We start from the raw sequence: 17,535 nt of genomic DNA, 5'->3' as shown, positions 1-17,535 counted from the left end.
GCATGAGCGGAACGCCGCGCCTAATATGGCGATGGGGGTGAATATGACGGGTGCCGACAGTTTTGGCGAAGTCGTGACGGGCGCGATGGCCGCGCGCGCGGTCGAGCCGCAGGCGGGCGAGGCCGGCCCTGACGACGGCCACACCCACGAACGCGCCTGCCTCAACTGCGGTGTATCGCTCACCGGACCCTATTGCTCGGCTTGCGGCCAGAAGGCGCACCTCCATCGGTCGCTTCGCGCGTTCGGCGGCGACTTCGTCGCCGGGCTGTTCAATTTCGAAGGCAAGATCTGGCGGACGATGCCGATGCTTGCCTGGTGCCCGGGGGATTTGACGAGACGCTATGTCGAAGGCGAACGCGCGCGCTACATCTCTCCTGTCGCGCTCTACCTGTTCAGCGTCTTCGCGATGTTCGCGGTTCTCAACCTCAACGGCGGGATCGCACCCAGCACCGAGGGGTGAAAGCCGAGGTCGCAACCGCAGTGGAGGAAGAGAAAAAGGATCTCGTCAAGCTCCAGGCGGATCGCGAAGAGGCAGTTGCCAAGAGCGAGGACACGACAAACCTCGACAACCGGATCTTGAAGAAAAAGAAGGACATTGCCGAACTCGAGAAAGTTCAATCAGGAGTTATCATCGAGAACGGCGGGTTGGAGGAGGGGGATGCCCCGGCCTGGGTCCGGGGAATTGTCGCCAATGCGCAGGCCGACCCCGAAATGGCTGTCTTCAAGGTCCAGGATGCAGCGTCGAAATACAGCTGGGCTCTCATCCCGCTTTCCTTGCCGTTCATGTGGCTGCTGTTCCCGTTCAGCCGCAAATATCACCTTTACGACCACGCGGTGTTCGTCACCTACTCGCTATCGTTCATGATGGGACTGGCCATCCTTGGTGGGTTGCTCGTTGCTGCCGGCTATTCGGGGGTGGCGGGCTTTCTTTTCTTCGTCCCGCCGTTTCACATCTATCGCCAGCTGAAAGGCGCCTATAACCTGTCGCGGCTTAGCGCGCTGCTCAGGACGATATTGCTGCTAATATTCGCGTTCATCGTGCTCGTGCTGTTTTCAGCGCTGATGGTGGCGATGGGCCTATTCGAGTGATCAGACCGTCTTGCAGGGGAATTTGACTGCCAGGATGCGGTTCATGGCCTCCAGCATGTTGATCTTTGCCCGCTCATCCTGCGGAATGGCTGACAGCCGCTTCAGGAATTCCTCCGATCCCATTCTCGGCGAGCCCTTGGGCGGACAATAGCGCGGGGTCTGGCCGGCCTTTTCAGCGGCAATTCGGTGGGCACGGACGGTTTCGCCGGCCCCCCGCGCTTCCTTGGTCAGGGCGCGTATCTCACCGATCGCAAGAAGTGCCCGGCTGCCTTTCTTCTGAAGCGCGATGGCGCGGCGATGAAATTCGTCCGCGTTCATATTTTGCGCAAAGGCCGAGGCCGGAACCGCCAACAGGACGGCGCCCAACAACAGGCGCATTCAAATTCCTCCCTCGGGACGCATTGGGAGGCAGATGAAGAAGGAAGCTGGCGGCTGGTGTCAAGCGCCCGCTTGCGCAGGTCCACCGATGCCGCCGCGCTTCGCACGCTTCGCCTTGGGGATCGAGGTGCCCGCAGCCGGGATCGAAGGGGCGGACGTTCCGCCGCGATCGATAGTTCCGCCTTCAAGCACGATCCGGATCTCGTCGCCGCTCAGCGTCTCATATTCAAGTAACGCCTGGGCGAGCGTCTCCAGCTCCTGGCGGTTTTCTTCCAAAAGCGTCTTGGCGCGCTCGTAGCCCGTCTCGACGATCCGCCGGATTTCCTTATCGATCGCCTGCGCGGTTTCGTTCGACATGTTCTTCTGGCGATTGACCGAATAGCCCAGGAACACTTCCTCGTCCGCCTCGGCATATTGCAGCGGACCAAGCGCGTCGGACATTCCCCAGCGCGTCACCATGTCGCGGGCAAGGCCGGTGGCGTAGCTGATGTCACTCGAGGCGCCCGAGCTAACCTTGTCGTAGCCGAAGATGACTTCCTCGGCGACGCGGCCGCCCATGGCGACTGCCAGGTTCGCGTACATCTTGTCGCGGTGATAGCTGTAGCTGTCGCGCTCGGGCAGGCGCATGACCATGCCCAGCGCGCGACCGCGCGGGATGATCGTCGCCTTATGGATGGGGTCGCTTGCCGGCTCGTGAAGCGCAACGATGGCGTGACCAGCCTCGTGGTAGGCGGTCATCTTCTTCTCGTCCTCGGTCATGACCATGGACTTGCGTTCGGTGCCCATCAGCACCTTGTCCTTGGCTTCCTCGAACTCCTGCATCGCGACGAGCCGCTTGCCCTTGCGGGCGGCGAGAAGTGCAGCCTCGTTGACAAGGTTAGCGAGGTCCGCACCGGAGAATCCGGGGGTGCCGCGGGCGATGACCCGGGCGTCCACGTCGGGCGCCAGCGGCACCTTCTTCATGTGGACGTAGAGAATCTGCTCTCGGCCATCGATGTCGGGGCGGGGCACCACGACCTGGCGATCGAAGCGGCCCGGTCGCAGAAGCGCGGGGTCGAGCACGTCCGGACGGTTGGTGGCGGCGATGATGATGATGCCTTCATTGGCCTCGAAGCCGTCCATCTCGACCAGCAGCTGATTAAGGGTCTGCTCACGCTCGTCATTGCCGTTGCCGAGGCCCGCTCCGCGATGGCGGCCGACCGCGTCGATTTCGTCGATGAAGACGATGCACGGCGCCGATTTCTTGGCCTGGTCGAACATGTCGCGGACGCGGCTTGCGCCGACACCGACGAACATCTCGACGAAATCGGAGCCTGAGATGGTGAAGAAGGGGACCCCAGCCTCACCCGCAATGGCGCGGGCGAGAAGTGTCTTGCCGGTGCCGGGGCTGCCGACCAGCAGCGCGCCCTTCGGAATCTTGCCGCCAAGGCGGGCGAACTTGCCTGGGTCCTTCAGATATTCGACAATTTCCTGAAGCTCTTCGCGGGCTTCGTCGATCCCGGCGACGTCGGCGAAAGTGACCTTGCCCTGCTTTTCGGTCAGCATGCGGGCGCGGCTCTTGCCAAAGCCCATGGCTCCGCCGCCGGCATTTTTCTGCATCTGGCGCATGATGAAGATAGCGATGCCGATCATCAGTATGAATGGCAGCGAGTTATAGAGGAGCAGCATCCAGATGCTGGCGCCTTCCTCGGCCTGCACCTGAACGGCGACGCCCTTCTGAACGAGGAGCGGGGTAACCTGCGCATCGGCCGGAGCGATGGTCTTAAAGGTCTTGCCGTCGTCCAGCTTGCCGCTGATCGCGGCGTCGCCATTGGTTGAGCGGGAAACGGTGACGCTCTGGACGTTGCCTTCGTTGACCTGTCCTACGAACTCCGAATAGGTCATTGCGGAACCCGCTGGCTCGCGTGCTCCACCAAAGGACTGGACGAACAGCACCAGGCCCAGAAGGATCGCCATCCAGATAAGCAGCGACTTCGTCCAGGGGTTGCTCGGCTTCTTCTCGTTCATGCCCAATCCGTTCTCATTCCTAAGCGCCGCTAAAATAAGCCCTCGCGGCTTAATAACAATGGAACGGGACGCTGGCTTTTCAATTCCGCCCTTGGCAGGGGATATCTCTGAGGGGAAATCATGATCCGCGAAGTGCAGTCGACGCCATTTGAAGGGCAGAAGCCGGGTACGTCAGGCCTGCGCAAGAAGACCCGGGTCTTCCAGCAGGCCAATTATGCGGAAAACTTCCTGCAATCGATCTTCGACGTCATGCCGCCGGGCGCCGGTGCGACCCTCATTCTCGGCGGCGACGGACGTTTCCATAACCGCGCGGTCATCCAGCAGGCGCTGCGCATTGCGGCCGCCAACGGCTTTTTGAAGGCGCTTGTCGGAAGAGCCGGCATTCTCTCCACGCCCGCGGCGAGCCATCTCATTCGCAAATATGGCGCATCAGGCGGATTGATCCTGTCGGCCAGCCACAACCCCGGCGGACCCGATGCGGACTTCGGCATCAAGTATAACGTATCAAGCGGCGGACCGGCTCCTGAGAGCGTGACGGAAGCAGTCTACCAGCGAAGCCTGGTCATCGACCGCTGGCTGAAGGTCGATGCGCCGGATGTCGACCTTGATCGGATCGGGGAATGCCGTGTTGGCGACATGATGGTGGAGGTGATCGATCCGGTCGCCGACTATGCCGATCTCATGGAGTCACTGTTCAACTTCTCCGCCATCCGCCGCTGGCGGGAGGAGGGGGCACGTTCGTATTCGACGCGATGAACGCCGTAACCGGGCCCTACGCCACCGAGATATTCGAGCGGCGGCTGGGCTTCCCCGACGGCACGGTGCGGCGCGGCGTTCCGAAGGAAGATTTCGGCGGCGGCCATCCCGACCCCAATATTGTCCATGCCGAAGCGCTGGCGGAATTGATGTTCAGCGAAAATGCGCCGGACCTGGGCGCGGCCAGCGACGGCGATGGCGACCGCAACCTGATCATCGGCCGGCACCGCTTTATCAACCCTTCGGATTCCCTGGCGATGCTCGCCGCCAACGCCCATCTTGCGCCCGGTTATCGCGGCGGGATCAAGGGGATTGCCCGTTCGATGCCGACCAGCACAGCTGCCGACCGCGTCGCGGAAAAGCTCGGCATCGGAATGTTCGAAACTCCGACCGGATGGAAATTCTTCGGCAACCTTCTCGACGCCGGGCTCGTCACCATCTGCGGGGAGGAAAGCGCCGGCACGGGCTCCGACCATGTCCGGGAGAAGGACGGGCTGTGGGCCATACTACTGTGGCTCAACGTGCTTGCCGAGCGCCGCCAGTCCATCAATGCGATCGCCCGCGACCATTGGGCGACTTACGGCCGCAATTACTACGCGCGACACGACTATGAGGGAATCGATGCAGGCGCCGCGGGCAGGCTGATGGCCGAGCTGGCGGAGTCGCTGGACAGCGTGCGCGGGGCTCATGGCGTGCAATTCGCCTATCGCGACCCGGTCGATGGATCGGAGAGCGCCAACCAGGGTATCATCTTCCGCTTCGAAGACGGCTCGCGGATCGTCTATCGCCTGTCGGGCACCGGCACCGAAGGTGCGACTCTGCGAATTTACCTGGAGCGCTATGAGCCACCCGGCGGCCGGCTCGACGAGCAAGTTGAAGAGATGCTCGCACCGCTTGCCACGATCGCGGCCGGCATCGCCAGGATCGCATTCCATTGCGAGCGCACCGCGCCTGACCTCGTTACCTAGGTTTTCGCGCGGGAGCCCGCGAGACTTGCCACGTCGTCCCGCCGACGAGCTTCAATCCCGATAGGGACGCGGTCCCACCTTCGCCGAGAGATCGCATTGCCCGTTCAAGCTGGGGCCCGCGCGGCCGCGGCACCTCGAACCGGTCGAACGCTATCAGCAGCAAGCGCCGCTGGAGCTCTCGCGGAAGGGCGGCGGGATCGATCCCGATTGTATCGCCGAACACCGTAAGCCGCTCACCGGCCAACCGATCGACACTCCACTCGATCGCTTCCTCGGCCTCTGCCAACCACAGCGCTGACGATGCCAGCCGGTCGGCTTCCGCCCAGTCGGAACGTTCGACCAGACCGCGAAAGCGGCTCCTGTCATGTCGTGGATCGCGATTTGTCGGATCGTCGATCGGCTGGATGTTCGCCGCGCGAACGATCCCGGCCAATTCGGCCCGGCGCCAGGAGAGCAGGGGCCGGACGAGCATCACATCGCGGTCCAGCTGCCGGATCCGCCGCGTCGCGGCCAGGCCCGACAGGCCGGCTCCACGCGCAAGCCGCATCAACAATGTCTCGGCCTGGTCGTCGGCGTGGTGCGCGGTCGCGATGGCGGCTAGCGATTCTTCGTTCGCCCAGTCGGCCAGCGCCCGATAGCGGGCATTTCGTGCCCGCGCCTGCAAACTCGCGCCGGGCGAGATGTCGACGGCCAGTGTCGCGTGCGGTACGCCCAGCCGCTTGCACAGGCTGGCGACGAAACGGGCTTCTGCGGCGCTTTCCGGCCTTAGCTGGTGATCGATCGTCGCTGCCTGGATCTGGCCCGGCCTGGTCGCGGCCGCAAGCAGCAGGAGGGCGACACTGTCGGGACCGCCGGAAACGGCTACGCCCGTTCGCTCATCGGGCTCGACAAGCTCATCGAGCTCCGCCGCGAAGCGCTTTTGAAACTTATCTTCCGGGCGCAGGGAGGGGTCCATGCCCCACCCTTACCAAATCAGCGGCATTTCGCCTCGGTTTTTGCAGCAGGGAGCAGGCGCCGAAGCTCGGAGCGAAGCGACTGTCCATAGACATTCTCCAGCTCCGCATAGGCCTTGCAGGCCTGTTCCGGCTGGCGAAGCTTGAAGCTGGCCTGACCGAGATAATAGAGGCTGTCCGCGGCGCGTTCCCCTTGCGGGTCGGAGCGATAGTTCGCGAGCAACGCCTCGGCCGCTGCGCGATATTCGCCCTTGTCGAGCATCGCCCGTCCGACAAGATTGTTTGCCCAGCTGACCCGGCGGTGTCCGGGGAACGACGAGGCCATGGCGCGAAGAGCCGTAATCGCCTGGTCGTAACGCTTCTGGGTCCACAACTGATAACCGCGGTCATAGGCTTCCTCGCCGGCTGCCGCGAAGTCGGCATCGCCGGGACGCGCCGATTTTGGTGTGCTGTCGTTGCCACGAGACTCGACGCGGGGGCGGGAAGGCGTGGGCGGCTCGTCGTCGGGGCGGGCAGGGTCGGTGATCGACGCTTCGTCCACGGGCGCTGCCGGTCGCTCTTCCGCAGCCGACCGCCGCTGCAATTCGGCCCGCATCCGCGCAAGCTCCGCCTCGAGGGTCGAGACGCGGTTGCTGTTCTCTTCGCTGGTGCGAACGATCGCATTCATCTGCTGCTCAATCGAATCGAGGCGCGAAGTGATCATCGCGAGACCCGACTGCGTGACGGCGGGGTCGTCGACGAACCCGGCCGTGTCCGCGGGACGGTTACGGCCATACACCCGGTCTTGCACCTGCCGCAGTCCGCGTTCCAGCCGGTCGATCCGTTGCTCGGGAGTCGGCTCGCGGCGCTGGGAATAGGCCGGAGTGAGGGCGGTGGCGCAAAGCGTGGCGGCGAACACGAGGTTACGAAGTCGCATGATGGTCCCTGGTCACTTGGATAATCTTGGCGGAAGAAAAGTTGCTTGGCGCGGCTTGACTGGCGCTGAACGTTAGCGGGCGGGCGGCGTGCCTATCGCCGGAGGAACCTGACCTGTCGTTGGACGCGCGGCCATCAGGTCCTTGGCGAGAAGGCTGACATTGCTGACCGTCGTGGCGGCCGGGCCGACCGGCGGAGCGTCGGCGGTTCCAACCGAAATTCGAAGCGCCTCGGGCTTTCCGGTCGTTAGCACCGGGGCGGTGGCTGACGCGGGAACCTCGAAGCTCTGTCCGGCCTGCAAAATACCTTCCTTCAGTGTCGTTCCGCCATCCTTGACCTGAAGCCAGACTTCCTCGTTCGCGGTCAGCAAGACCGGTCCCTGCGCCGCGGCGGGGGCTGGCGCGGCGGCGGCGGCAGCTTGCGTCGGTGCACTGGTGCTGGCCGCGGTTTCCTCTGTGGTGACCGGCGCATCCTCGGAATATTCGCGTGAGCGAAGCCAGCTGAAGCCCGCGATCACGATCACGATCCCGGCAATGACCGCGAACAGCAGCCACTTCGGGAAGGCGCGGGCCGGATCGGCCGGTTCGAAGGTGTCGAGTTGATACGACGCCGGCCGCAATCCACCGACTTCGCCCCGAAGCTGGTCGGCGATTTCGCGCCGGTCGAGACCGACCGCCTGGGCGTAATTCTTCGCGAATCCGATGGTGTAGGTGGGGGCAGGAAGCCGCTGGAAGTCGCTATTCTCAAGGCTTTCCAGGTGCCGGGTCGGAATGCGGGTGGTGGTGGCGACCTCCTCCAGCGTCATTCCTGCTGCCTCGCGCGCGGCGCGCAGACGCTGGCCGACGGTCATTGCCGTTTCTTCCTGGACAAAATCGCTGTCGTCCATCGTCACTCCCCGGTGGCCTGGCCGCAAATCGCAGGGGAACTTCTCGGGGTCGGCGACGAGACTGTCAATGGTCAGCCGAGCGGAATGCGGTGGCGTTTCGCCCAGTCGCTCAATCGCTTGCGAAGGTCGGGGGCAGGGGCGGCGATCAGCTTGCCGACGCGCGCTGTCACTTCCTGGGCGTCGATCGCCCGGACCATCGCTTTCACCGGCCCGACCGCGGCCGGGGTGATCGAGAAATTGCGGATGCCGATTCCGATCAGCGCCATCGCTTCCAGCGGACGCCCGCCCATCTCTCCGCAGACTCGGACCGGCACGCCTGCCGCTACGGCTTGGTCCGATACGCGCTTCAGGAAGCGAAGGATCGCCGGGCTAAGCCAGTCGTATCTGTCGGCCAGGCGCGGATCAGCGCGGTCCGCGGCAAACAGGAACTGGGTGAGATCGTTGGTGCCAATCGACAAGAAGTCCAGGCGCGGAAGCAGCACGTCGAGCATTTCCGCAAGGCTCGGCACCTCAAGCATCGCGCCATAGCGAATGGCCTTCGGCACCGGTTTTCGGCTCTTTTTGGCCCACTCCACCTGTTCCTCGAAAAGCGCGCGGGCCTCTTCATATTCCCACGGCTCGCTGACCATCGGGAACATCACGTTGAGGGTACGTCCCGAGGCCGCTTCGAGCAATGCTCGTGCCTGCGCTTTCATGAGGGTCGCGCGCTCGAGGCTGAGGCGAAGCGCGCGCCAGCCCATCGCCGGGTTCTCCGCCTCGTCGCGCGCATCGGCGAGATAAGGCAGGGCCTTGTCGCCGCCGATATCGACGGTCCGGAAGACTACCGGCTTTTCGCCGGCGAGATCGAGGACAGACCTGTACAGCTTGAGCTGGCTCTGTCGTCCCGGAAGCGCAGCGGAGACGAGAAACTGGAACTCGGTCCGGAACAGGCCGATCCCTTCAGCGCCGGACGCTTCAAGCATTGCTGCGTCCTCGGCCAGCCCGGCATTGACCATCAGCGATATCCTGGCGCCGTCAGTCGTGATCGCCGGCTGGTTCTTGAGAGTCGCATACTGCGCGCGCCGCTTCTGGCTCATTGCCATGCGCTGCTCGAACGCCTGAGTCAGCGCGCGCGTCGGACGAACGACGATAGTCGCATTGTCCCCGTCGACGAGGATCGGATCGCCCTCGCTTGCGACGTGCCGGATGTCCTCGACCTTGCCGACGACTGGGACGCCCATCGCCCGCGCGACGATGGTCATGTGCGCGGTCAGCGAGCCTTCTTCTAGGACGACGGCTTTCAGGCGGCGCCGGTCATATTCCAGCAGTTCCGCCGGGCCGAGGTTGCGGGCGATTAGGACGGTGTCCTTCTGAAGCCCGGTCTTGGCCGCCGTCCCCATCCGTCCCGAAACGATCCGCAGCAGCCGATTGGACAGGTCTTCAAGGTCGTGCATCCGCTCTTTCAGCAACGGATCGTCGATGTCCTGCATTCGCGCCCGCGTGCGCTGCTGCACGCGCTCGATCGCGGCTTCCGCGGTCAGGCCGCTGTCGATTGCCTCGTTGATCCGCCGCGACCAACCCTCGTCGTAGGCGAACATCTTGTAGGTCTCGAGGATTTCGTTGTGCTCACCAATCGTGCCGAATTCGGCATCGCGGGTCATGTGATCGATCTGCTCGCGCATGCGCCGAAAGGCAGAATAGACGCGCGCGCGCTCGGCCTCGATGTCGTCAGCGACCGTATGCTCGACGACCACTCGTGGCTGATGAAAAACCGCAACGCCCTTGGCCATTCCGGTCACCAGCTTCAGGCCGGCTATGCGCTGGGCTCCGGTTTCGCCGCGGCCGCGCCTGCCGCCGTCGGCAAGCCGCGCATTGACGATCATCTCGCTCAGCACCATCGCAACGGTTTGCAGCGCCTCTATTTCGATATCCTCGTAGCAACGCGGCTCGGCATGCTGCACGGCCAGCACACCGATTGCATTCTCGCGCCGTACGATGGGAACGCCGGCGAAGCTGTGGAATCGTTCTTCGCCCGTTTCCGGACGATATGCGAAGGCGGGGTGGCTTGCCGCCTCGTCGAGGTTGAGAATTCGGCCTTCTGCGGCGATAGTTCCGACCAGTCCTTCGCTAAGTGAAAGCCGCGTAACGTGAACGGCTTCGACGCGCAGCCCGTGCGTCGCGTAAAGCTCCAGCTTGCCGTCATGCAGAAGGTAGATCGAGCAGACCTCGCTTCTGAGCTTGTTGGCGATGAGGTCAACCACCGTATTGAGCTTCGCCTGCGCGGACATCCTTTTGGCCATCACATCGTGGAGGCCAACGATGATCTCGCGCGATGCGGAAGCGGCGGTCAGCGGCATTTGCCAGCGCTAGCAGGGAACCGGCGCTGACGCCAAGACTTGGCGATTCTTGGCGTTTGTGCCCCACGCAATCTTGCACAGCCTGTCCCGAACCCGACGGCTGGTCGCGTCAGGGAGTCGTTTCATCGCAGGCTTTCAGTTTTCGTTAACCATTAGGCTGGTCTCCTGACTCCTCAATCGGTTACCTTGGGAATTCATGCTGCCGGGTGGCAGCGGGGCGAGGGGTGAGGGATGCGACTGACGCGAGTTACGGCTTTGATGGTCTGGCTTATGGCGCTGGTCGCCCAGCCCGTCGCTGCAGCCTCGTCGCCCAGCCTGGTCAGCCTTGAGCGCCAGCTATCCTCCATGATCGACACGCGCTCCGGCAATTACGGAGTGGCCGCGCTTGATCTCGCGACGGGCGAAATGGTCAGTCTTCGCGGCGACACGCCCTTCCCGATGGCCAGCACCATGAAAATCGCGGTCGCCGCCAATTATCTCGCGCAGGTCGAATTCGGGCGTCGTAGCCTCGATGACCGTATCGCCGGCCGCTCTGCTCGCTCGCTGATGGAAGCGATGATGATCCACAGCAACAATCAGGCGACTGATCTTCTTCTCGGGAATCTGGGTGGTCCGGACAAGCTTCAGCAATGGCTCCAGGAGCGCAACGTCAAGGGCATTCGCGTCGATCGCAACATCGCCGACCTGCTCGCCGCAAAGCGCGACCTGTGGGACGTTCGCGACAGCGCAACACCGCGCGCGATGGTCGAGCTCCTGCGCCGGATCGACAAGGGCGAGCTGCTGCGTCCCTCCAGCCGTGCCTACCTGCTTAACCTGATGGCGCGTTGTCAGACCGGCAAGAATCGCATGCGGGCGCTGCTTCCAGCAAGCGCGCAGGTCCAGCACAAGACGGGCACGCTCAACAATTATACCAGCGACGTCGGTTACTTCACGCTGCCTGACGGACGGCGCCTTGCCGTCGCCTTCTTCGCCCGTGGCGGAAGCAACCGGCCGCAGACAATCGCAATGGCGGCGCGGACGATCTATGATGGCTTCGCGCGCGCATTCCTGGCCCCGATCACGCAGCCGTTCACGCGCTCTTATTCGACCGTCGCAGCGACGGCGACCACCGCCTCGAACAACTGACGATTTAGCCGCGTCTCTCGAGCGCCGCCGCGGCCTCATCGGCCAGTTCGGCGATGATGTCGGCGACCGGCTCTTCTCGTCTGACCATACCGACCGACTGGCCGGCCATCACGCTTCCGGTCTCGACATCGCCGTCGATTACCGCGCGCTTCAACGCGCCCGCCCAATAATGCTCGATCTGCAGCTGCGCCTCGGCCATTTCGATCGCGCCGCTGTCGAGTGAACCGGCGACTTCGCGCTGCTTGGCGGCGAAGCGTTCCATTTCCTGGTTCTTCAGTGCTCGAACCGGGATGACGGGCAAGCGCGGGTCAATCTGGACCGACGGAATGGCGTCGCGCGCCGAAGCGCGGATGAATGCCTTCTTGAAGTTGGCGTGGGCGATGCACTCGTTGGCACAGACGAAGCGCGTTCCAAGCTGAACTCCGACCGCACCCATTTCGAGATAGGCGGCAATCGCCTCGCCGCGGCCGATTCCGCCGGCAACGAATACCGGCACCTGGCTCGCGACTTCCGGCAGGATCTCCTGCGCCAATACGCTGGTGGCCACCGGCCCGATATGCCCGCCGGCCTCCATCCCCTCGATGACCAGCGCGTCGGCTCCACTGCGGATCAGCTTTTTCGCCAGCGCCAGCGCCGGCGCGAAAGCGATGAGCTTGGCGCCGCCCGACTTGATTCGGTCGATGGCGCCGCCCGGCGGAAGCCCGCCAGCGAGCACGACATGGCTGACCGCATGCTTCGCGCAGGTGTCGATCAGCTCGGAAAGCTGCGGATGCATGGTGATGAGGTTGACGCCGAACGGCTTCGACGTTCTTTTCTTGGTTTCGGCAATTTCGGTATCGAGCAGCTCCGGGCTCATTGCGCCACAGGCGATCACTCCGAAGCCCCCGGCATTGCTGATCGCGCTTACCAGGTTGCGCTCGCTGATCCAGCTCATCGCACCGCCCATGATTGCGAGATCGCAGCCAAGGAACTCGGTGCCGCGGTGCATCAGCTCCCGAAGCCGCGCGTGGCCGCCGCCGTCGCCATGCATCGGCCGCGCTTCCGATATCAGCCCTTCGCCGCTCATGCCGCGTCTCCCGCCGGCGCATCGAGCCCGAAGGCGCTGTGGAGCACGCGCACCGCAAGCTCGGTATATTCCTCCGGGATCAGCACGCTGACCTTGATCTCCGATGTGGTGATGGCGAGGATGTTGATCCGACGCTCCGCCAGCGCCTCGAACATCTGCGCAGCGATTCCCGCGTTGGACCGCATTCCGACCCCGACCGCGCTGACCTTAGCGATATCCATGTTGGTCAGGATTTCCTTGAAGCCGATCTCGTCCTTGACCTTTTCCAGCTCGGCAACGGCGTGGGTGAGCGAGGCCTTCGGGACGGTGAAGGCGAGGTCGCTGAGGTCCCCGCGTTGCGTACCGATTGGACGATCATGTCGACGTTGACGTTGGCCTTGGCCAGTGGCGTGAAGATCGACGCGACGACCCCCGACCTGTCGGGCAGGTCGACCAGGGTGACTAACGCCTCGTTGGGGTCGTGAGCGATGCCGGTGATGACGTTGCGTTCCATTTCCTGTCCTTCGATGGCGCCCTCGCCGGCAATCAGGGTCCCGGGCAAATCCTCGAACGAGGACAGCACCTGGATTGGCATCCCGAAGCGCATGGCGAGGCCGACGGAGCGGGTCTGGAGCACTTTCGCTCCGACCGAAGCAAGCTCCAGCATTTCCTCGTAGGTAACGAAATCAAGCTTCCTTGCGCGCGGCACGATGCGCGGATCGGTGGTGTAGACACCGTCGACGTCGGTGTAGATGTCGCAGCGGTTGGCCTTCATCGCAGCCGCGAGCGCAACCGCCGACGTGTCGGAACCCCCGCGCCCCAGCGTCGCGACCGATCCTTCGGCGGTAACGCCCTGGAAGCCCGGGATGACCGCGATTCCGCCATCCTCAAACACCCGCTCCAGGACGGCAACGTCGATCCCTTCGATGAGCGCGGCGGAGTGACCGGAGGCGCGGATCGGCAATTGCCAACCCATGTAGCTTCGCGCGTTGAGGCCCATGCCCTGAAGCGTGATCGCCAGCAGCCCGCTCGTCACCTGCTCGCCGCTGGCGACGACCACGTCATATTCGCGCGCGTCGTAAAGCGGCGCGGCCTCGCGGCAGAACTGGATAAGCCGGTCGGTCTCGCCGGCCATGGCACTGACCACAACGGCGACCTGATTGCCTGCCTCCACCTCGCGCTTCACCCGCGCTGCGACGGCGCGGATTCGCTCGATGCCCGCCATCGACGTGCCGCCGAATTTCATGACGATGCGGGGCATGGAGTGCTGTCGGCTTCCTTGGTTGATTGGCGCCGCCCTGTTAGGAGGGCGCCATGGCTACGACAAGTATCCGCGCCGAAGAGGCCGCGCACTTCGGTGCAATGGCGTCCGACTGGTGGGACCCGGACGGCAAGTCCGCCATGCTCCACAAGCTCAATCCAGTGCGGCTGGAATATATCCGCGACCGCATAGACCAGCACTGGCAGGTCGACGAGCATGGTTTCCGCCCGCTGACCGGCAAGAACGCCCTCGACGTGGGCTGCGGAGCAGGCCTGCTTGCCGAGCCGCTTTCTCGCCTGGGTGCCAAGGTTACCGCCATCGACGCGGCTCCGGAATTGATCGCGGTCGCCAGCGACCATGCCGCCGGCGCGGGCCTGTCGATCGACTACCGCGCGATGGGCGTCGAGGACCTCACCGGCACCTACGACCTCGTCACCGCGATGGAAGTGGTCGAGCATGTCGCCGACCCCAAGGCGTTCCTCGCCAGCCTAGCCGCTCGGCTCGCGCCCGGCGGCTTGCTTATCCTGTCGACACCAAACCGCACGGCATGGTCACGGCTACTGACGATCACGCTTGCGGAAGGGTTCGGGCAGATCCCGAAGGGCACACACCACTATGAGGATTTCATCACACCGGCGGAGATGACGGCGATGCTTGCCGAGGTCGGGCTTGCGGTCGACGATGTCGAAGGCATTGCCTTGTCCCCGATGAAGGGCCTCCATCTGAGTGAAGATACCAGCTTGAATTATCTCATTGCCGCCCGGCACGCTTGATTTTCACAACTGGCCTTGCGGATTGACCTGAACCGGCGGTGCCGCTTCCCTTCCGCCGAACACGGAAGGCAATTGCAGGAACTTGGCAATATCGGGGATTCGGGGAAACCCCCGTGTCGCGATTCTGATCGCCATTATCGCTACCGCGCCGCCGGCGATCACGTCGACGAGGTAGTGAGCGCCGTGCGTAATCGCCGAAAGGATCATTAGCATGTTCAGCGCAAGCACCGGATACCGCAGCCAGCGCGAAGGCCACGCTGCCCAGATGCTAAGCGTTGCGAATGCTGCATGGCCTGACGGGAAGGTGATAATGCCGGCGGAGTTGCTCAAACTCAGCACGAAGTGATCCTGCGCCCGAACCGCGTTGAATGATTCGAGAAAGAAATATCCGAAATAGGCATTGATATTCTGAAGCGACTTTCCGTCGAACCCGTGCCCCGCATAAGCGCCGACCGACGGAAACGGGATGCTTACGATCGCCGACAGCAAGCTCAGGACCACGAGCGCGGTCATTAACTGGTAAGCCCGGGCCTGAAAATTCAAAATGCAGAGCAGGACCGGGATAAGCACCATCTGCTTCATGAGGGAACTGTAGGCGGACTCTAGCAATCTCGAAGCAAAGGCACTCCGGTCGACAGCAAGCACGAAGCGCATCCAGTCAAACCCAAGTGTTCGATCGAGGTTTATTAGCGTGGCATCGGCCATCGGCATGTTGAAGCGCATGCTGCCGTAGGTCAGAACAAGGACCGGGACGACGAGGACGAACGAGCAACAGCTGACCTCGAGGACGGATCGGAATACCCACATCTTTCGCCATGATACGTAGGGTATGAAAGCGGCGGGTATTGCGGCGAAGAAGACTGCCGGCCAGAAGGACAGAAAATCGACTTCGAAGTCCATGATCGAAGGAACAGCGATCATGACGAACGTCACTACGACGAGGGCTTGTCCCAAATCATGACGCGCAGCGGCGACGTCATCAGGAAGAACGCGGTACGCAGACATAAACACGATGGCGATATGCCAGTCGCGCGTAAATAAAAGGTGTGCGTAATTCTTTTGCCCGCAACTAAAGGGCTAGCCGGCCTAAGCCGCCATCAACGCGCCGCGATAAACTGATTCCTCCAGCACCTGTCCCGCGCCAAGCGCGACCGAATGAAGCGGATTGTCGGCGACAATTACCGGCAGGCCGGTTTCGTCGCTGATCACCGCATCGAGGTCGCGAAGCAGCGCACCGCCGCCGGTGAGCGTAATTCCCACATCGATGATGTCGGCCGCAATCTCCGGCTGCGTATTCTCCAGCGCGACCCGCACCGCCTGAACGATCTGCGCCACCGGCTCGGCCATCGCCTGGGCGATCTCGCCCTGTGTCAGGGTGATCTCTTTCGGCACGCCCTTCTCGACGTGAAGGCCCTTGACGGTGACGGTCACGCCGCGTCCGTCGATCGGCGGCCGGGCCATTCCGACCTCAAGCTTCACGCGCTCGGCCGTCGCCTCGCCGATGTGCAGATTATGCGTGCGGCGGACGTAGCTCATGATCGCTTCGTCCATTTTGTCGCCGCCGACCCGCACGGACTGGGAATAGGCCAAACCTTGAAGCGAGATGACTCCGACTTCCGTCGTTCCGCCGCCGATGTCGCAAATCATCGAGCCAATGGGATCGATAACCGGCATTCCCGCGCCGATCGCCGCGGCCATCGGCTCTTCCAATAGCTGGACGATACCAGCGCCGGCGTTCGACGCCGCGTCGCGGATCGCGCGCCGCTCGACATTGGTCGATCCGGACGGCACGCAGACGACCATTTCCGACTTGGTCGGAAGCTTGGCGCGCGCACCGCAAGCCTTGGCGATGAAATGCTTGATCATCTGCTCGGCGACTTCGAGGTCGGCGATGACCCCGCTCCTGAGCGGTCGGATGGTGCGCACGTTCGCGGGGGTCTTGCCTAGCATCAGCTTGGCGTCTTCCCCGACGGCGCGGACCTTGGGCTGGCCGTTCACATATTCAAGCGCCACGACCGAAGGCTCGTCGATGACGATCCCGCGTCCGCGCGCGTAAACCAGGGTGTTGGCCGTGCCGAGATCGATCGCGAGGTCGCGATTACCGAAGTTGAAGAGCGAAAAGCCCATGTGTGTACGCCTTGGAGGGACGACGCCCCGGCAGGCGCCCCCTCGGCTCCTGCTCCCCCGGAAAATCGTTCAGGCGAAAAGAGTTACGCTTCGCCCGGACTCGCGTCGAGTTCGGTTGGGCGCACGTTGCAATCGCCCTGCCGACAACCACCGTTAATTGCGATCAAAGATCGTCGCGGTGATCGGCGAGCCGGGCCTCGAACCGGCGCCTCAGGATGGCTGCTTCGCGGGCACTTCCCGAAGACAATCCGTCGCGCTGGCGGCCGCAATGGCGCGCGAATTGCTCGACCAGGTCGACCAGCTCGCCGACTCGCTGGCGCCGGCCGGCGTCGTCGGGCGGCAGGTCTTCCAGTTCGTGGCGGACGAGCTCTGGCAGGCGGCGGTCGATCAGTATGCAAAGGTCATGCGCGTCGGGGTCAAGCTCGGTCTTGCCCAGCGCAAGGCGGCTGCGATCGATCGAGGATTTTATCGCGGCCAGCCGCTCCCGTTGCGCCGGCGCCAGGGCCACAAGCCGCTGCCAGTTTTGCTCGAATTCCGGGTTCGCGCGCTGGGCGATCGGCATTGCGGCTAGCCCCTTGCGATGCCGGCGCGCGTTCCGCCACGCCTCGAACCGCGTCACGCCTATAACGAACGGGATCCACAGGGCGAAGGCGGCCAGGATGGTGACGAAGATTTGCGCCAGCACATTGTCGGTGACCGCAAAGCCGATACCGATGGCCGTCAGGGTCGAGAGGCCGAATGCGATCGCGAAACGCGTCGCGATGCGCACGCCGCGCTCCCAGTAGCTCGTCATCCGATCGCTCAGGCTCGGATAGGCGGGGCGATAGTCCATGTCCGGATTATGGGCAGGCGGGGCCGTGTTTCAAGGAAGGGAAACGCAGGAGTCCGCTTTCGACCCAATGCTCGCGTCGTGAAC

The 17,535-nt window shown here is 63.5% G+C and carries 14 protein-coding genes and 2 pseudogenes; 5 read left to right on the top strand and 11 right to left on the bottom strand.

Annotation, left to right across the window (positions count from 1 at the left end; all coding sequences use genetic code 11):
* Positions 1-43 precede the first annotated feature (43 nt).
* Both G7076_RS09755 and G7076_RS09750 read left to right on the top strand, forming a co-directional pair.
* Positions 44-460, top strand: coding sequence for a DUF3667 domain-containing protein (locus G7076_RS09755; protein WP_166202403.1), 417 nt, complete (start codon positions 44-46; stop codon positions 458-460).
* Positions 457-1,089, top strand: a complete 633-nt coding sequence (locus G7076_RS09750) for a hypothetical protein (protein ID WP_166202401.1) — start codon at positions 457-459, stop codon at positions 1,087-1,089. The genes G7076_RS09755 and G7076_RS09750 overlap by 4 nt, the downstream gene beginning before the upstream one ends.
* Here the strand turns inward: G7076_RS09750 and G7076_RS09745 are convergent, their stop codons facing one another.
* Together G7076_RS09745 and ftsH are read right to left on the bottom strand one after the other, a co-directional pair.
* Complete coding sequence (locus G7076_RS09745) at positions 1,090-1,467, bottom strand: hypothetical protein (RefSeq protein ID WP_166202399.1); 378 nt, start codon at positions 1,465-1,467, stop codon at positions 1,090-1,092.
* A 60-nt stretch (positions 1,468-1,527) separates the two neighbouring features.
* Positions 1,528-3,474 (bottom strand): ATP-dependent zinc metalloprotease FtsH, encoded by a 1,947-nt coding sequence (gene ftsH, locus G7076_RS09740; protein WP_166202397.1) that lies wholly within the window; start codon positions 3,472-3,474, stop codon positions 1,528-1,530.
* Positions 3,475-3,594: 120 nt separating this feature from the next.
* Here ftsH and G7076_RS09735 point away from each other — a divergent pair.
* Positions 3,595-5,198 (top strand): annotated as a pseudogene (locus G7076_RS09735) (alpha-D-glucose phosphate-specific phosphoglucomutase).
* Here G7076_RS09735 and tilS read toward each other — a convergent pair.
* From tilS to ptsP, 4 genes are all read right to left on the bottom strand, one after another.
* On the bottom strand, positions 5,191-6,153 hold the full coding sequence (gene tilS, locus G7076_RS09730; protein WP_166202395.1) for a tRNA lysidine(34) synthetase TilS: 963 nt from the start codon (positions 6,151-6,153) through the stop codon (positions 5,191-5,193). The pseudogene G7076_RS09735 and the gene tilS sit on opposite strands and share 8 nt — an antisense overlap.
* Positions 6,154-6,170: 17 nt before the next feature.
* On the bottom strand, positions 6,171-7,067 hold the full coding sequence (locus G7076_RS09725) for a tetratricopeptide repeat protein (protein ID WP_166202393.1): 897 nt from the start codon (positions 7,065-7,067) through the stop codon (positions 6,171-6,173).
* Positions 7,068-7,139: 72 nt separating this feature from the next.
* Entirely contained in the window at positions 7,140-7,952 is an 813-nt protein-coding gene (locus G7076_RS09720; RefSeq protein ID WP_166202391.1) for a RodZ domain-containing protein, read from the bottom strand.
* 71 nt (positions 7,953-8,023) lie between these two features.
* Complete coding sequence (gene ptsP / locus G7076_RS09715; protein WP_166202389.1) at positions 8,024-10,288, bottom strand: phosphoenolpyruvate--protein phosphotransferase; 2,265 nt, start codon at positions 10,286-10,288, stop codon at positions 8,024-8,026.
* A gap of 231 nt (positions 10,289-10,519) precedes the next feature.
* On the opposite strand from ptsP, the gene G7076_RS09710 reads away from it, so the two are divergent.
* Complete coding sequence (locus G7076_RS09710; protein ID WP_166202387.1) at positions 10,520-11,413, top strand: serine hydrolase; 894 nt, start codon at positions 10,520-10,522, stop codon at positions 11,411-11,413.
* 4 nt (positions 11,414-11,417) lie between these two features.
* On the opposite strand, the gene G7076_RS09705 is transcribed toward G7076_RS09710, so the two are convergent.
* Positions 11,418-12,401 (bottom strand): nitronate monooxygenase, encoded by a 984-nt coding sequence (locus G7076_RS09705; protein ID WP_206367598.1) that lies wholly within the window; start codon positions 12,399-12,401, stop codon positions 11,418-11,420.
* 74 nt (positions 12,402-12,475) lie between these two features.
* Positions 12,476-13,719 (bottom strand): annotated as a pseudogene (locus tag G7076_RS09700) (aspartate kinase).
* A 53-nt stretch (positions 13,720-13,772) separates the two neighbouring features.
* Here G7076_RS09700 and ubiG point away from each other — a divergent pair.
* On the top strand, positions 13,773-14,492 hold the full coding sequence (gene ubiG / locus G7076_RS09695; RefSeq protein ID WP_166202385.1) for a bifunctional 2-polyprenyl-6-hydroxyphenol methylase/3-demethylubiquinol 3-O-methyltransferase UbiG: 720 nt from the start codon (positions 13,773-13,775) through the stop codon (positions 14,490-14,492).
* A 3-nt stretch (positions 14,493-14,495) separates the two neighbouring features.
* Here the strand turns inward: ubiG and G7076_RS09690 are convergent, their stop codons facing one another.
* From G7076_RS09690 to G7076_RS09680, 3 genes are all read right to left on the bottom strand, one after another.
* The gene (locus G7076_RS09690; RefSeq protein ID WP_166202383.1) at positions 14,496-15,497 is read right to left on the bottom strand and encodes a phosphatase PAP2 family protein; all 1,002 of its coding nucleotides are present in this window, start codon (positions 15,495-15,497) and stop codon (positions 14,496-14,498) included.
* A gap of 81 nt (positions 15,498-15,578) precedes the next feature.
* The gene (locus G7076_RS09685) at positions 15,579-16,619 is read right to left on the bottom strand and encodes a rod shape-determining protein (protein ID WP_166202381.1); all 1,041 of its coding nucleotides are present in this window, start codon (positions 16,617-16,619) and stop codon (positions 15,579-15,581) included.
* Between the two features lie 163 nt (positions 16,620-16,782).
* A complete protein-coding gene (locus G7076_RS09680) occupies positions 16,783-17,451 on the bottom strand; it encodes a hypothetical protein (RefSeq protein ID WP_166202380.1) in 669 nt (222 codons plus the stop codon).
* Positions 17,452-17,535 lie beyond the last annotated feature (84 nt).

The sequence above is a fragment of the Sphingomonas sp. HDW15A genome (assembly GCF_011301715.1).
Lineage (GTDB): Bacteria > Pseudomonadota > Alphaproteobacteria > Sphingomonadales > Sphingomonadaceae > Sphingomicrobium.
The sequence above is the reverse complement of the archived record's forward strand: the minus strand, read 5'-3'. Positions and strand labels throughout refer to the sequence as shown.

Excerpts from the sequence above, each read along its gene's own strand:
- G7076_RS09755 (WP_166202403.1), top strand. The coding sequence starts at position 44 with ATGACGGGTGCCGACAGTTTTGGCGAAGTCGTGACGGGCGCGATGGCC.
- G7076_RS09745 (WP_166202399.1), bottom strand. The coding sequence starts at position 1,467 with ATGCGCCTGTTGTTGGGCGCCGTCCTGTTGGCGGTTCCGGCCTCGGCC.
- ftsH (WP_166202397.1), bottom strand. The coding sequence starts at position 3,474 with ATGAACGAGAAGAAGCCGAGCAACCCCTGGACGAAGTCGCTGCTTATC.
- tilS (WP_166202395.1), bottom strand. The coding sequence starts at position 6,153 with ATGGACCCCTCCCTGCGCCCGGAAGATAAGTTTCAAAAGCGCTTCGCG.
- G7076_RS09725 (WP_166202393.1), bottom strand. The coding sequence starts at position 7,067 with ATGCGACTTCGTAACCTCGTGTTCGCCGCCACGCTTTGCGCCACCGCC.
- G7076_RS09720 (WP_166202391.1), bottom strand. The coding sequence starts at position 7,952 with ATGGACGACAGCGATTTTGTCCAGGAAGAAACGGCAATGACCGTCGGC.
- ptsP (WP_166202389.1), bottom strand. The coding sequence starts at position 10,288 with ATGCCGCTGACCGCCGCTTCCGCATCGCGCGAGATCATCGTTGGCCTC.
- G7076_RS09710 (WP_166202387.1), top strand. The coding sequence starts at position 10,520 with ATGCGACTGACGCGAGTTACGGCTTTGATGGTCTGGCTTATGGCGCTG.
- G7076_RS09705 (WP_206367598.1), bottom strand. The coding sequence starts at position 12,401 with ATGCACCGCGGCACCGAGTTCCTTGGCTGCGATCTCGCAATCATGGGC.
- ubiG (WP_166202385.1), top strand. The coding sequence starts at position 13,773 with ATGGCTACGACAAGTATCCGCGCCGAAGAGGCCGCGCACTTCGGTGCA.
- G7076_RS09690 (WP_166202383.1), bottom strand. The coding sequence starts at position 15,497 with ATGTCTGCGTACCGCGTTCTTCCTGATGACGTCGCCGCTGCGCGTCAT.
- G7076_RS09685 (WP_166202381.1), bottom strand. The coding sequence starts at position 16,619 with ATGGGCTTTTCGCTCTTCAACTTCGGTAATCGCGACCTCGCGATCGAT.
- G7076_RS09680 (WP_166202380.1), bottom strand. The coding sequence starts at position 17,451 with ATGGACTATCGCCCCGCCTATCCGAGCCTGAGCGATCGGATGACGAGC.